This window comes from Brevundimonas sp. 01N35, assembly GCF_056399785.1.
In genome coordinates this window covers 119355-134405 of record NZ_JBFTRZ010000008.1, presented here as the reverse complement: position 1 = coordinate 134405, position 15051 = coordinate 119355, and the positions used below count along the sequence as shown (strand labels likewise).

Genomic DNA, 15051 nt, shown 5'->3' with positions numbered 1-15051 from the left:
TGATTTCGCTACAAACATAAGCGGATCAACCACTTATGTGCCGCCTGGTGGAGCCGAGGGGAGTCGAACCCCTGACCTCGTCATTGCGAACGACGCGCTCTACCAACTGAGCTACGGCCCCGACCGACAGGCAGGGGCGGAGATAAGCGGGGCGTCGGGGGAGTGTCAACGGGTCGCGGAGGAATCCTTGGCGTTCGGCCGTGGCGCCGCTAGAAGCGAACGGGTTTCAAGGGAATTTCCGCAATGGGCATCGGCGCCGGCGTCATCGGCTTCATCTTCTTCGTGCTGGGCGCGCTGCTACAGTTGCTGCTGTTCGCCATCATCGCCAATGCGATCCTGAGCTGGCTGTTCGCCTTCGACGTCATCAACTACCGCAACCGGTTCGTGGCCCAGGTGGCCGAGTTCCTGGACCGGTTCACCAGCCCGGTGCTGGCGCCGCTGCGCCGGGTGATCCCGCCGCTCGGCGGCATCGACCTGACGCCGATCGTGGCCCTGCTGATCATCCAGGGCGTGCAGGGCTATCTGCTGCCGCCGCTGCATCTGGCGGCGCTGAACCTGGTCGGCGCCTACTGAGGCGGCGTTGAGGCGCGGACACGGGCGGCGAGGAATCTCGACCCCGCCCGATTCCGCCCCTTGCGCGCGGCGGGCGGGCTCCTAAGGTGCCCGCGATTGGTCCCGACGGGGCCGCAGATTGCGCGTATTCATGACCACGATCAGGACAGTCGCCGTCATCGGCGCCGGACAAATGGGTTCGGGCATCGCCCAGGCGGTGGCCATCGGCGGCTACGAGGTGCGGCTCTACGACCTGTCGGCCGAGCGCGTGCCGCTGGCCCAGGGCGAGATCGCGGCCAGCCTTGCGCGCCGCGCCGGGCGCGGCCTGACGACCCAGGCTATCGCCGACGCCGCCCTGGCCCGGATTCAGCCCGTCGCCACCCTGGCGGAGGCGGCCCAGGCCGACCTGATCATCGAGGCGGCGTCCGAGGACGAAGCGGTCAAGAAGTCGGTCTTCGTCGATCTGCTGCCCCACCTCGGCCCGGACACCCTGCTGGCGTCCAACACCTCGTCGATTTCGATCACCCGCCTGGCCTCGGTGACGGATCGGCCCGACCGCTTCATCGGCCTGCACTTCATGAAGCCGGCGCCGACGATGAAGCTGGTCGAGATCGTGCGCGGCATCGCCACCTCGGCCACCACCTATGAGACCGCGGTCGCCTTCGCCGAGAGCCTGGGCAAGACCACCACCGAGTCCGAGGACTTCCCCGCCTTCATCGTCAACCGCATCCTGGTGCCGATGATGAACGAAGCCATCTATGTCCTGTACGAAGGCGTCGGCAACGTCACCTCGATCGACAAGGCGCTGAAACTGGGCGCCAACCACCCGATGGGGCCGCTCGAGCTGGCCGACTTCATGGGCCTGGACGTGGTCCTGGCCATCATGAACGTGCTGTACGACGGTCTGGCCGACAGCAAGTACCGCCCCTGCCCGCTGCTGGTGAAGTATGTCGAGGCCGGCTGGCTGGGCAAGAAGAGCGGCCGCGGCTTCTACGACTATTCCGGCGTCACCCCGGTGCCGACCCGCTGATGTCGCGTCTCGACCGGATCGAGGACCTGCCAGGGCTGAAGCGCGTCGCGCCGCGCCGCACCACGCAGGCCTTTGTGCTGGCCGCGCTGGCCGCCGCGGCCTGGCCGCCCCTTCTCGTCACCCTGGCCGTCTGGCCGCCCGAGAACTGGGCCTCGGGCGTCGACACCGACTGGCGGCTGGTGCTGGTGGTGATCGGCCTGATCGCCGCGCCGATCGGCCTGTGGCTGATGCGGCGCAGCCACGCCGCCACTGGCCGACCCTCGACCCGCCTGGGCGTAATCTGCCGCTTCATGGTGTTCGGCGGACTGTTGGCCGCCGCCGTGCAGACGCTGATCGCCCTGGTCATGTCGCTGCTGTCGGTGATCGCCTCGCAAAGCCTGATCCAGGGCCTGGGCGCGCTGGAGACCACCCTGCTGATCTTCGGCGTCGCAGGTCTGCCGCTCGCGGTGCTGGTCGGCGTCAGCTACGCCCTGTGGGCCGGTCTGTGCGCAGCCTTCATCGCCTTCGTGCCCGCGCCCGCGGTCAAGGACCGCATGGGCCTGATGCAGAACGGCCTGCGCTGATCTCAGCGATTTGAGACTGTTCCGTCTCGGCCAGACCGCCTAGCCTCCCGCTCAAGGGGAACGCGGCCATGACCGATCAGACGACAGGCGCGACGACGCTTCAGCCGGTCGCGGCGCGCGATCGGATCGCCACTCTGGACGTCCTGCGCGGCGTGGCGGTGCTGGGCATCCTGGCCGTCAACGCCGCCGCCTTCGCCCTGCCCATGGCGGTCGCGATGTCGCCGGAGCAGTCGCCCTTTCCCCTGACCGGGTCGTCAGCCGTCGCCCTTTGGACGGTCGAGGTCTTCTTCCATCAGAAGTTCGTCACCCTGTTCTCCATGCTGTTCGGGGTGTCGATCTGGCTGGTCGGCGGCGAACGGCGGGATCCGGCGCGCGGTCGGGTGCTGCGTCGGCGGCTGCTGTGGCTGGGGCTGTTCGGCCTGATCCACGGCGCGGCCTTGTGGTACGGCGACATCCTGCTGCTCTACGCCTGGTCCGGCCTGTTCGTGATGCTGATGCGCTCCATGCAGGCCCGCCCCCTGATCCTGATCGGCGCGGGCGCGACCCTCGCGCTGGCGACAATGCAGGCGGCGACGATGTGGCTGACGGTCAACGGCCCCAGCGGGCTCGTCGATGCCATGAACAACGACGCCATGGCGCTGGCCGACGACGCGGTCGCCGCCAGCATCGCCGCCTATCGCAGCGGCTGGCCGGGCGGCCTGATCGAGAATCTCAAGGCCTGGGGCATCCTGCAAGGCGCCAGTCTGCTCGGCTACGTCTTCGCCACCGTGCCGCTGATGATGCTGGGCATGGGGCTGTTCAAGGCCGGCTTCTTCCATGGTCGCCTGCCGACCCGCGTCTATGTTGCGCTGATCGCTGTCGGCGGCGCCGTCCTGGCCCTGCTGGGCGCGCTGGAATGGCGCGAGGCCATGGCCGGGCCGAGCATCAAGGCCGCCACGGACGGCTGGGCGGCCGTCGTCGCCTCCTATCCCCTGCTCGTCACCCTGGCCTACGCCAGCGGGCTGATCCTGCTGACCACCCGCAGCCTCGGCCTGGTGCGGCGGCTCTTCGCGCCGGTGGGCCAGATGGCCTTCACCAACTATCTGACCCAGACCCTGATCATATCGACCTTGTTCTACATGCCCTGGGGGCCGCGCCTGATGGGACGGGTCGATTACCCCGAGCAATGGGCCATCGTCATCGCCGTCTGGACCGTGCAACTGATCTGGTCCCCGTTGTGGCTGTCCAGATTCCGCATGGGCCCGCTGGAATGGCTGTGGCGCTGCCTCACTTACGGGCGTCGTTTGCCGCTTCGCCGTACGCCCAGAACCGTCGCCCAAGTTGCAGCGGGTTCGCCGATGGCTTAATCGCGCGGCATGACCGACGAAGCCCCCCTCCGCCCCGAAGCTCGCGCCCCCCGGGGCTTCGCCGACCGTCGCGGCCGCGACCTGACCGCCGAGCGCCGCATCGTCGCGCGCGTGTCCGAGGTCTATGAGCGCTGGGGCTTCGAGCCGCTGGAGACTCCGGCGTTTGAGTACGCCGACGCCCTGGGCAAGTTCCTGCCCGACGCCGACCGCCCCAACGAGGGCGTCTTCGCGATGCAGGACGATGCCGGGTCGGACGAGCCGGGCGAGTGGATGGCCCTGCGCTACGACCACACGGCGCCCCTGGCCCGCTTCGCGGCCCAGAACTGGGAGACCCTGCCCAAGCCGTTCCGCCGCTACGCCTACGGTCCCGTCTGGCGCAATGAGAAGCCCGGTCCCGGCCGCTTCCGCGAGTTCTGGCAGTGCGATGCCGACACCGTCGGCTCGGATCGGCCCGAGGCCGACGCCGAGATCATCGCCATGGGCTGCGAAGGCCTGCGCGCCGCCGGCCTGGGCGACGGCCAGTCGGTGATCCGCGTCTCCAACCGCAAGCTGTTCGACGGCCTGTTCGACGCCGGCGGCGTGACCGACGCGGTCCAGCGCCTGACCGCCCTGCGCGCCGTCGACAAATACGACCGCCTGGGTCTGGAGGGCGTGCGCGCCCTGCTGGGCGAGGGCCGACTGGACGAGTCGGGCGACTACACCAAGGGCGCCCGCCTGCCCGCCGCCGTGATCGGCGCGGTCGAGGCCTTCCTCGTCTCCGCCGAGACCCCGGGCCTCAGCCGCGCAGGCGTGCTGGACGCCGTGGCCAAGGCCGGTGCTTCGCTGGGCGCCGCAGGCGAGGCCGCCCTAGCCGAACTGTCCGCCATCGATCGCGCCCTGACCGCCATGCGCGTCGGCGAGGCCGAGGTGAAGTTCGACCCGACCATCGTGCGCGGCCTGGAATATTACACCGGCGCCGTGTTCGAGGCGGAGCTGCTGCTGGACACCAAGGACGACAAGGGCCGGGCCGTGCGCTTCGGCTCCATCGGCGGCGGCGGTCGCTATGACGATCTGGTGGCGCGCTTCACCGGCCAGTCGGTGCCGGCCACCGGCTTCTCGTTCGGCGTGTCGCGTCTGGCCTCGGCCCTGCGCGCGGCGGGACGCGGCGCCGACGACGCAGTGCGCGGCCCGGTCGTGGTCATCGTCTTCTCCGAGGACGACATGCAGCACTATCTCGACGCCGTGTCGGAACTGCGGGCCGCCGGCATTGCCGCCGAGCTTTATCTGGGTCGCGCTGGGATGAAGGCGCAGATGAAATACGCCGACCGGCGCCGCTCGCCCGCCGTGGTCATCCTGGGCGGCGACGAACTGGCCGCCGGCGAAGTGACGATCAAGGATCTGGACGCCGGACGCGCCCGCGCCGCCGCCATCGCCGACAACGAGGCCTGGAAGGCCGAGCGTCCTGGACAACAGAAGGTGGCGCGCGGGGACCTGGTCGCCACGGTTCGCGGCATTATCGAATAGGCTTCGATTAATCTTTACGCCGCGACGTGTATTATCGACGTTCAGTCGCAAAAAATGCGTCTTCGGGCGTCCTCTTGATTGACTTGAACCCGGCGTTCGCGTCATTTGGTCTCACTCGAGAGGCGCAGCGGTCAAACGCAGCGACATCTTGAAGGCGTTTCGGGGAGGAAACGTCCGCTCCTTAGAGAGCGAGAAGGCCCGCTGCGATGTATCCCCCGCAGCGGGCTTTTTCATGCCTGACATCCTGAAAGCAGGGGCCGCGCGGCCAGCGCCCGAGCGTCTTTATCGAAAACTATTCGATTATTTTCCACCCATGAAAAAGGGCCGGAGCGTCGCCGCTCCGGCCCTCTTCATTCGTCAGGCGCCGCGCCTTACCAGATGCGAACGCGGTCTTCCGGCGCGAGGTAGTATTTCGACCCCGGCTTGACGCCGAAGGCTTCGTACCAGGCGTCGACGTTGCGCACCGGGCCGATCACGCGGAACTCGGCCGGGCTGTGCGGGTCGGTGGCGATCTGGTTCTTCAGCGCGTCCTCGCGGTACTTCGACTGCCAGACCTGGGCCCAGCCGTAGAAGAAGCGCTGATCGCCGGTCGTGCCGTCGATCACCGGGGCCGGCTTGCCGTTCAGCGACAGGTGGTAGGCCTCCAGGCCCACCGCCGTGCCGGCGGCGTCGCCGATGTTCTCGCCCATGGTCAGACCGCCCTGGACGTGGAAGCCCGGCAGCGGCTCATAGGAGTCGTACTGGGCGCCCAGACGCTTGGTCAGGCCTTCGAAATTGGCCTTGTCCTGATCGGTCCACCAGTTGCGCAGCACGCCGTCGCCGTCGGACTTGGAGCCCTGGTCGTCGAAGCCGTGACCGATTTCGTGGCCGATCACGCCGCCGATGCCGCCGTAGTTGACGGCCGGGTCCGCGTTCGGATCGAAGAAGGGCGGCTGCAGGATGGCCGCCGGGAAGACGATCTCGTTATTGGCCGAGTTGTAGTAGGCGTTCACGGTCTGGGGCGTCATGCCCCACTCAGCCTTGTCGACCGGCTTATTCAGGCGGTTCAGCTGATAGTTCCACTGGAACTGGCCCAGACGCTGGCCGTTGCCGAACAGGTCGTCGGCGCGGATTTCCAGCGCGGAGTAGTCGCGCCACTTGTCCGGATAGCCGATCTTGACGGTGAATTTGCGCAGCTTCTCCTGAGCCGCCGCCTTCGTCTCCGTCCCCATCCAGGTCAGGTTGTCGATGCGGTGCGACAGGGCGGTGCGCAGGTTGGCGACCAACTCTTCCATCTTGGCCTTGGATTCGGCCGGGAAGTATTCGGCGACATAGAGACGACCCGCCGCCTCGCCCAGCGCGCCTTCGGCAAAGCTGATGGCGCGCTTCTCGCGGCTGCGCTGCTCGGGCTGACCCGACAGATCGCGCGAACGGAACTCCCACTGAGCGTCCGAGAAGCGCTTGGACAGGCTGCCGGCGGCGTCGTCGGTGGTGTGGAAGGCCTGCCAGGCCTGCAGGGTGTCGACCGGCGTCGCGGCGAAAATGGCGGCGATCTTGGGCATGGCCGTGTTCTGGCGCACGATCACACGATCGACCGTACCCAGGCCGGCGGCGTTGAAGTAGCCGGTCCAGTCAAAGCCCGGGGCCTCGGCGGCCAGGGTCTGAATGGTGTATTCGTTGTAGGTCTTGTCGCGGTTGCGGTTCTCGATCGGGGTCCAGTGGGCCTCGGCGATCTTGGTTTCCAGCGCGACGATGGCGGCGGCGTGACCGGCCGGATCGGCCCAACCGATATTGGTCAGCATCCGCGCGACATAGGCCTGATACTTGTCCTTCTTGTCCGCGAAGCGGGCGTCCAGATAGTAGTCGCGGTTCGGCAGACCGATGCCCGACTGGCCGGCCGTCACGGCGTAACGGGTGGGGTTCTTCTGGTCGATGGTGATGCCGGTGCCGAAGAAGGACGACCCGACGCGGCCCTGGGTCTGACCCATGTAGGCGGCGATCTTGGCGTGCGTGTTCGCGGCGCGGATCGCGGCCAGGAAGGGTTGCAGCGGCTGGGCGTCCAACTGCTCGATGCGCGCCTCATTACTGTAGCTGCGGTAGGCGTCGGCGATCTTGGCCTCGTCCGAGCCCGGCTTCAGGTCGGTGCGCGCGACCAGACCCTGGATCAGGGCCTTCATGCGATTGTCCGACAGTTCGCGCAGCAGCGGGAAGGAGCCGTAGGAGGTGCGGTCCGACGGGATCTCCAGCTTGTCGAAAGCCGTGCCGTTGGCGTAGCGGAAGAAGCTGTCGCCCGGCGCCACCGAAGGGTCGCGACCCGACAGGTCGAAACCCCAGTCGCCGTACTTGGGCGCATCCGTCCCCGTCCAGCCCGCCGTCGCCGCGCCGCCTTCGGGCGCCGAGACGCCGTGGAACAGCTCCACGACGGTGCAGGATTCGTCCACACAGGCGTGGCCGTGGCCGTCATCGGCGAAGGCCGCGGCAGGCATCAACAAGGCGCCGACAGCGGCTCCGACAAGCAGTTTCTTCATCAGTGACAATCCTAAAAGCAGCCCCGAAGCTCAGGTGGCCGGACCCTAATCCCGCCTTGAGCATACGCGCGTCTTAAAAAAAGTTCATGAAACATGCGAGCCCCGCTCGCCAGACTGTGATCGAGTGCGTCACACTGCCCGGTCAGGAGGACGAATGACCCAGGCGCACGGCGGCGAATACAGGGATCTGGTAGTCTTCCTCGCCGCGGCCGGGGTGGTCGTGCCCCTGTTCAACCGGCTGAAGATCAGCCCGGTTCTGGGCTTTCTCGCGGCCGGGGTGCTGCTGGGGCCCGACGGTCTCGGGCGGTTCGCCCAGCAGGGCGGCTGGCTCAGTTGGCTGACCATCGGCGATCAGGCCCAGATTCGTCAGCTATCTGAACTCGGCGTCGCCTTCCTGCTGTTCATGATCGGGCTGGAGCTGTCGTGGGAGCGGCTGAAGGCCATGCGGCGGCTCGTGTTCGGCCTGGGCATGCTGCAGATCGCCATCTGCGCCGGGGCCATCGCCGTCGTCTTCATGATCCTGGGCCAGCCGCTGGCCGGCGCGGCGGTCCTGGGCATGGGCCTGGCGCTGTCGTCGACCGCCGTGGTCATGCCGGTCCTGGCCGCCCAGGGCCGGCTCAAGGGCGAAACCGGGCGGGCGACCTTCGCCGTCCTGCTGGCGCAGGACGTGGCCGTGGCGCCGATCCTGATCACCGTCACCGTCCTGGCGACCCTGGCCCAGGGAAACGGAAGGGGCGGCGCTGCGATCGAACCCGCCGAACTGGGGCGCGCCCTGTTCACCCTGGCGCCGGCGGCGGGCGGCCTGTTCCTGATGGTCCTGCTGGGGCGGCTGGTGCTGCGGCCGATGTTCCGTTCGGTGGCCCGCGCCCAGCACCGGGGCGAAGGCCGCGAACTGTTCGTCGCCGCCTGCCTTCTGGTCGTCGTCGTCGCCGGCCTGACGGCCCAGGCTGTGGGCCTATCCATGAGTCTGGGGGCCCTCGTCGCCGGCGTGCTTCTGGCCGAGACCGAGTTCCGGCGCGAGGTGGAGGTGGCCATCGATCCCTTCAAGGGCCTGTTGCTCGGCGTGTTCTTCATCGGCGTCGGCATCAGCCTGGATCTGGATGCGGTCGCCGCCGATCCCGCGACAGTGATGGGGATGGCCGGCGGTCTGATCCTGCTCAAGGCCCTGGTCATCTTCGTCCTGGCCCGGGCATGGGGACTGACGGGGCGCTCGGCTCTCGAGACCGCTCTGGTGCTGGGCCCGGCGGGCGAGTTCGCCTTCGTCATCCTGACCACCGGAATGGTCGAGGGCCTGGCGGACCCCGGCCTGACCCGCAAGGCCATGCTGGCGGCGACGATCAGCATGTTCGCGGTGCCGATCCTGGCGGTCCTGGCGCGCACGCTGACCCGGCGGATCGCCCCGCCCCGCGACCTAGAGACGCAGGCCCTGTCGCCCGCGTCTTCGCCCGTGCTCGCGCCGGACGGCGCCGTGCTGATCGTCGGCTTCGGCCGCGTCGGCCGTCTGGTCGGCGACCTTCTGGCCGAGCACGACCAGAAGTTCGTCGCCCTGGACGCCGATCCGGCCTCGGTCCGCGCCGGCCGCGCGGAGGGGCGCGAGGTCTATTACGGCGACGCGGCCCGGCCCGAGATGCTGAACGCCTGCGGCCTGGCCACGGCCCGCGCCCTGATCGTCACCATGGACGCGCCGTCCAAGGTCGACGAGGTCGTCCGCACGGCGCGCGCCCTGCGGCCCGACCTGATCCTGATCGCACGGGCGCGCGACGATCGGCACGCGGCGCGCCTCTACGCCCTGGGCGTCACCGATGCGGTGCCTGAAACCACCGAAGCCAGCCTGCAACTGGCCGAGAACACCCTGGTCGACCTGGGCGTGCCGATGGGACTGGTCCTGGCCTCGATCCACGAACGCCGCGACGGCTTCCGCCGGACCTTCCAGGCGGCTGCGCCCGACAACCGGGGGACCCGTCCTTCGCGCGCCTTCCGCTCGCCCCGCTCCGCCGCCGCTCCGCCTCAAACCAAGTAGAATTCCTTACTCCCGTTGATCTCAAGGCCAAGCTTGGGCTAGGTCTTACTGCGGATCGCGACCCATTTTGGTCAATGTTCGGTGATGAAAGTTCCCCCCTCCTCCGGGACGTGGGTGTCGTCGTGTTTGGAGTTCACGCCGAGGCGGCTGTGAACTTCGCCTGGCGGCCCTTCGCCCCTTAACGATCGGCGGCGTTTCGCCCCTCCGAGCCAGAGTATTTTTCCTGATGCGTGAGACCACCCTGTCCGCCCCAGAAGCCGTTGAGGCCGAAGGCCAGCCCCGCCTGAACCGCCGCCAGGCGGCCAAGGTCCGCACCCGTCAGAAGGTGCTCGACGCCGCGCGTGCCCTGTTCGCCGAGCGCGGCTACGACGCCGCCACCATTCGCGACATCGCCAAGGGCGCGGGCATGTCCACCGGCGCCGTCTTCGCCAACTTCCAGGACAAGGCGGAACTGTTCGAGTGCGTCTTCGCCGAGGAGATGGCGGGCCTGCTGCAGGACATCCAGACCGCCGCCGGCCACGAAGGCCGCGTCGCCGACCGCCTGGGCGAGGGGCTGACCGCTGGTTACCACCGCTCGCTGGAGCACCTGCCGTTGATGCAGGCCATGATCGCCCGCTCGTGGTTCCAGCCCGAAGCCGCGGACCAGCGTTCACGCGCCTTCGTCCAGCCGATCATTGTCGCCCTCATCGAAGTGCTGCAGGCCGGCATCCGCGAAGGCGAGCTGCGCCAGGACCTGGATCTGGTGCTGCTGGGCCGGATGATCTGGGACGTCTTCATCTCCAACTTCCGCTACGCCGCCTACGACAACTGGGGCATCGAAGAACTGACGCCGCAGATCCGCAAGCAGCTGGACCTGATCCTGTCCAGCCAACTCGCTCGCCAGTAGTCGGCGGGGGCCGACGCCCCCTGACCGCGAAACAAAAAAGGTCTCTCCTCCATCGCGGGGAGAGGCCTTTTTTCTTGGTTTCAGACTTGGATTCGACTGACCGTCGCCAGATATCTGGTCAGCTCTTCCACCTCAGAACGACTTCCTTGATCGGATTGATGAAGCCGCGCCCCTCAGCGCGGCTTTTCGTCCATTCGCGCTTCAGCTGCTGATACCACTTCGCCTGCTTGTCGGCGTCGTCGATCCAGATCAGGGCGGGATCGTACTTCAGCCCCTCGTTCTGCAGGTTCACCATGCCGCCGTCCTGCTTCAGGAAGGCCACCACCCCCATCCGCAGGAAGGGTTTGGCGATGTTGAACACCCAGTGGTCGGACCAGAAGATCTGGGTGATGCGGGTCTTCGTCTCGGTCACCGGCGTCAGACAGGTCAGGGCCAGCACCTGTTTCGTCCCTACCTGGATATGCTCCCAGCGATAGCCGGGCAGGCGGAAGGTGATCTCGGTCGCCGGCGCGCCGCCCAGGATCTTGTAGAGGCGGCTGTTCGACGACGGGGCGTGGCGCACCATGGCCCAGCCGAAGTCCCTAGGCGCAAAGGTCTTGGCCTTCTCGTGCATCGAGTGCTCGGACCGCCACCACCACTGCTGGTGCACGAACGGTCCATGCGCCGGGTCCATCAGGCCGATGACGGCATGATCGATATGGCTGTCGAAATCCATCGCCTCGACCAGCTTCACGTCGCCCTCGGCGCCAGGGAAAAGCGGCGGCTCGTGGTCGGGCTCGGACGGATGGCGGGCGTCCGCCGCCATCCAGACGAAGACCATCCCCTGGCTCTCACGCACCGGATAGGACCGCACGCGGATGCGCTCAGCCTCGAAGGCCTGATCCTCGACCAGGGACGGAATGGCGGCGCAGACCCCGTCGGGCCGGAAGCGCCAGCCGTGATAGGGACATTCGATCGTTTCGCCCTCGCCCGGCTTGTCCACCAGACGCCCGGCCGACAGCGGCGCCGCGCGGTGCGGACAGATGTCCCGCATGGCGTAGACCTCGCCCGCGCGGGTCCGGCCGACCAAGAGCGGCTCGTCCATCAACTCATAGCGCTTCAGACTGGCGACCGGCACGTCGCGCGACAGGGCGACGAAATACCAGGCGTCGCGCACGAAGCCCTTGCCGAAAGCGGCGGGCGGACCCTTGGCCTCGGGAGCGGCGGAAACGGGGGACTGGACGGGATCGGCGGCGGCTGGCTTCATCCCGCTTCTCTATCAAGAGACGCCTTCCGTGTCGTCGGGGTCGGCGCTTATGTTGAAAAAGAACTTTACAACATAAAGTCTATGACGTAGTCAGCGATCATCACTCGGGGAGTAACGATATGAACCGCCGCACCGCCCTCGCCGCCGCCCTGCTGATCCTGGCCTCGCCCGCCGCCGTCCAGGCTCAAGACGGCCACGCCGCCCATGGTCATCAGCACGCCGCCTTCGCCTCCGACCGCATTCATGTCGCCGTCGAGGGCCAGGGACCGGACGTCATCCTGATCCCCGGCCTCAGTTCCTCGCCCGCCGTCTGGCAGGGCACGGTCGACCATCTGAACGGCGCCTACCGCGTCCACCGCATTCACGTGCAGGGCTTCGCCGGAGCCCCCGCCGAGGGCAACGCCGCCGGCCCCGTGGCCGCCCCCGTGGCCGAAGAGATCGCCCGCTACATCCGCGAGCAGGGCCTGCAGAAGCCCGCCGTCGTCGGCCATTCGATGGGCGGCACCATCGGCATGATGCTGGCCGCCCGCCATCCCGAGGCGGTCGGCAAGCTGATGGTCGTGGACATGATCCCCTTCATGGGCGCCATGTTCGGCCCGCCCGGAACCACCGCCGAGAGCGTCAAGCCGATCGCCGATCAGGTCTTCGCCGCCCAGTCGGCCAGCCCGCGCGACCAGTATCTGACCCAGGCCAAGGCCTCGGTCACCGGCATGATCAATACCGAGGCGGCGCGCGCCGGCCCCCTGCATGATGTCGAGACCACCGACCAGCAGGTCGCCGCCGCGTCGTTCCGTGAACTGATCGCTACCGACCTGCGCCCCGAACTGGGCCGGATCACCGCCCCGGTCGAGGTTCTTTATGTAAAGTTCAACGACGCCCGCATGACCGACGCCCTGACGGACACCATCTACCGGATGTCGTTTTCGAGCCTGCCGGGAGCGAAGCTGAAGCGCATCGACGACAGCGCCCATTTCGTCATGCTGGACCAGCCTCAGGCCTTCTATGGCCAGCTCGACGCCTTTCTTTCGGCGAAATAGGCCCTCACGCTCCCGTGATTAAGGATGGGGGCGTTTTCGTCGGCGGCGTGACCGGCTAGGGTTCACGCCGCTGGCAAGAGGGATATTCATGGCGCGTAGAGACGGCGGACCGGACCGCAACGAGCAAGGCGGCGGCCATGACGCGGGCCAGGGCGGCGGCAAGCCGCGCCGATCCTTCATGGGCCGGCTGTTCTACTGGGGGGCCGTGCTCGGCGTCTGGGGCCTGATCTTCGCCGTGGTCTTCTTCGCGGTGTTCGCGCGCGACCTGCCCGACACCTCCAGCCTGTATAAGGTCGAGCGCCAGCCCTCGATCACCTACCTCGACCGCTCGGGCGCCCTGATCGCGGTGCGCGGCACCCAGATGGCCCCGCCGGTCGATCTGGACGCCCTGCCCGACTATGTGCCCGCCGCCTTCGTCGCCATCGAGGACCGGCGCTTCTATCATCACCCGGGCTTCGACCCCATCGGCATGACCCGCGCCATGGCCCTGAACCTCAAAGCCGGACACGTGGTCCAGGGCGGTTCGACCATCACCCAGCAGTTGGCCAAGAACCTGTTCCTGACGCCGGACCAGAACCTGAAGCGCAAGGTTCAGGAGCTGATGCTGGCCGTCTGGCTGGAGATGAAATTCACCAAGAAAGAGATCCTCGCCCTCTATCTGAACCGGGTCTATTTCGGCGCCGGCGCCTATGGCATCGAGGCCGCCTCGCAACGCTATTTCGACAAGAGCGCGGACAAGCTGACGGTCGGCGAGACCGCCCTGCTCGCCGGTCTGCTGAAGGCGCCGTCGCGCTATTCCCCCGTATCGGAAAGCAAGCGCGCCGCCACCCGGGCCAACGTCGTGCTGAACGAAATGGTCGACACCGGCGCCATCACCCCGGCCCAGCGCGAAGCCGCCGTGGCCGAGCCCGTGCGGGTGTCCAAGACCCTGGCCAGTCAGCACGCTCAATACTTCATCGACTGGCTGGACAAGCAAATCCGCAGCCTGGTCGGCGAACCGACCGAGGACATGGTGGTCGAAACCACGCTCGACCTGAACCTCCAGACCGACGCCGAGCGCGCCGTGCGCCGCATCCTGGACCGCGACAAGGGGCGGGGCGTGGAACAGGCCGCCCTGGTGGCGCTGGACGGCGAAGGCCGGGTGCGCGCCATGATCGGCGGCGGCTCCTACGCCGACAGTCAGTTCAACCGCGCCGTCGACGCCCGCCGTCAGGCCGGCTCGGCGTGGAAGCCCTTCGTCTATCTGGCGGCGGTCGAGGCCGGTTTCACCCCGTCGACGCCCGTGGTCGATCAGCCCGTGACCATCGGCGGCTGGTCGCCGCGCAACTATTCCGGAACCTTCGCCGGCCCGATGTCCCTGGCCCAGGCCGTGGCCCAGTCGACCAATACCATCGCCGCCTCTGTCGCCGATCAGGTCGGCCGCGACAGCGTGGCCCGCGCCGCGCGCCGTCTGGGCATCACCAGCCCCATCGGTCTGCAGCCGTCCATGGCCCTGGGCGCCGTCGAGGTCAGCCCGCTGGAGATGGCCCAGGCCTATGACGCCTTCGCCAACGGCGGCAAACGGGTCGAGGCCTATGGCATCAGCCGCATCCGCACCCCCTCGGGCCGCGTCATCTATCAGCATGGCACGGGCGAGAACGGCCAGGCGATCAACAATCCGCCGCTCTACTACATGAACCAGATGCTGCGGGGCGTGATCACCTCGGGCAGCGGCCGTTCGGCCGCCATCGGCGGGCGCGACATCGCCGGCAAGACCGGCACGACCTCGGACTACAAGGACGCCTGGTTCGTCGGCTACACCGGCGGCTTCGTCGCCGCCGTCTGGGTCGGCAAGGACGACAACAAGCCCATGCGCGGCGTGACCGGCGGCGCCTCGCCCGCCGCCATCTGGCGCGGCTTCATGGAGGCGGCCCTGCCGAAACTGGCGGTCCAACCCATCCCCAACGGCCCGCCCCTGCCCGAAGGCTGGGCCGCGCCCGATCCGGTCGGCGACATGATGGGTCAGGTTCAGGACCCCTACGCCCCGCCGCTGGACGGCGATGCGAACGGCCCGGCCATCGTCGACGGCCAGCCTGTCCCAGCGCCCAGGCCCCTGCCCAACGACCAGCCCCTCGTGCGGTCCACCTCGCCGCAGCCTGACCGGGCCAAGGATGCGAGCTCCGCGCCGCGCACCGACAAGAAGCCCGAGACCCTGTTCTTCTAAGAGAAAAACCACCTTCCTTGCCGTCATCCCCGGCCTTGTGCTGGGGATCCAGAGACTCAAGGTCGGCCGTTCGCGCGGCGATGCTCGGATCGCCGGCGTCGCGTTTATGGATCCTTGGCGCCAGGCCGAGGATGACGGGTGAAATTCTGAGCGAGAAG

Annotated in this window: 11 protein-coding genes and 1 tRNA gene; 9 read left to right on the top strand and 3 right to left on the bottom strand. The window is 68.0% G+C overall.

Annotation, left to right across the window (positions count from 1 at the left end):
• Positions 1-45 precede the first annotated feature (45 nt).
• A tRNA-Ala gene (locus tag AC1DJ5_RS10325) sits at positions 46-121 on the bottom strand.
• A 122-nt stretch (positions 122-243) separates the two neighbouring features.
• On the opposite strand from AC1DJ5_RS10325, the gene AC1DJ5_RS10320 reads away from it, so the two are divergent.
• From AC1DJ5_RS10320 to hisS, 5 genes are all read left to right on the top strand, one after another.
• Positions 244-573 (top strand): YggT family protein, encoded by a 330-nt coding sequence (locus AC1DJ5_RS10320; RefSeq protein ID WP_477020523.1) that lies wholly within the window; start codon positions 244-246, stop codon positions 571-573.
• Between the two features lie 130 nt (positions 574-703).
• Positions 704-1582: a 3-hydroxybutyryl-CoA dehydrogenase gene (locus AC1DJ5_RS10315; protein ID WP_477020522.1), complete on the top strand. Its 879-nt coding sequence runs from the start codon at positions 704-706 to the stop codon at positions 1580-1582.
• Positions 1582-2145 (top strand): hypothetical protein, encoded by a 564-nt coding sequence (locus AC1DJ5_RS10310; protein ID WP_477020521.1) that lies wholly within the window; start codon positions 1582-1584, stop codon positions 2143-2145. Before AC1DJ5_RS10315 ends, AC1DJ5_RS10310 begins: the two co-directional genes overlap by 1 nt.
• A 68-nt stretch (positions 2146-2213) precedes the next feature.
• A complete protein-coding gene (locus AC1DJ5_RS10305) occupies positions 2214-3491 on the top strand; it encodes a DUF418 domain-containing protein (protein WP_477020520.1) in 1278 nt (425 codons plus the stop codon).
• A 9-nt stretch (positions 3492-3500) separates the two neighbouring features.
• Positions 3501-4994, top strand: a complete 1494-nt coding sequence (gene hisS, locus AC1DJ5_RS10300; RefSeq protein ID WP_441455058.1) for a histidine--tRNA ligase — start codon at positions 3501-3503, stop codon at positions 4992-4994.
• 371 nt (positions 4995-5365) lie between these two features.
• On the opposite strand, the gene AC1DJ5_RS10295 is transcribed toward hisS, so the two are convergent.
• Positions 5366-7501, bottom strand: a complete 2136-nt coding sequence (locus tag AC1DJ5_RS10295; protein WP_477020519.1) for a M13 family metallopeptidase — start codon at positions 7499-7501, stop codon at positions 5366-5368.
• Positions 7502-7655: 154 nt separating this feature from the next.
• Between AC1DJ5_RS10295 and AC1DJ5_RS10290 the strand changes: the two genes are divergently transcribed.
• Together AC1DJ5_RS10290 and AC1DJ5_RS10285 are read left to right on the top strand one after the other, a co-directional pair.
• On the top strand, positions 7656-9521 hold the full coding sequence (locus AC1DJ5_RS10290; RefSeq protein WP_477020518.1) for a cation:proton antiporter domain-containing protein: 1866 nt from the start codon (positions 7656-7658) through the stop codon (positions 9519-9521).
• A 226-nt stretch (positions 9522-9747) separates the two neighbouring features.
• Positions 9748-10407, top strand: coding sequence for a TetR/AcrR family transcriptional regulator (locus AC1DJ5_RS10285; protein WP_441455061.1), 660 nt, complete (start codon positions 9748-9750; stop codon positions 10405-10407).
• 118 nt (positions 10408-10525) lie between these two features.
• Here AC1DJ5_RS10285 and AC1DJ5_RS10280 read toward each other — a convergent pair whose 3' ends face one another.
• Positions 10526-11653 carry a Rieske 2Fe-2S domain-containing protein gene (locus AC1DJ5_RS10280; protein WP_477020517.1) on the bottom strand — a complete coding sequence of 376 codons (1128 nt, stop codon included), beginning with the start codon at positions 11651-11653 and terminating at the stop codon, positions 10526-10528.
• A 119-nt stretch (positions 11654-11772) separates the two neighbouring features.
• Here AC1DJ5_RS10280 and AC1DJ5_RS10275 point away from each other — a divergent pair, with 119 nt between their 5' ends.
• The gene (locus tag AC1DJ5_RS10275) at positions 11773-12690 is read left to right on the top strand and encodes an alpha/beta fold hydrolase (protein ID WP_477020516.1); all 918 of its coding nucleotides are present in this window, start codon (positions 11773-11775) and stop codon (positions 12688-12690) included.
• Between the two features lie 88 nt (positions 12691-12778).
• Positions 12779-14893: a transglycosylase domain-containing protein gene (locus AC1DJ5_RS10270; protein ID WP_477020515.1), complete on the top strand. Its 2115-nt coding sequence runs from the start codon at positions 12779-12781 to the stop codon at positions 14891-14893.
• Positions 14894-15051: the final 158 nt, after the last annotated feature.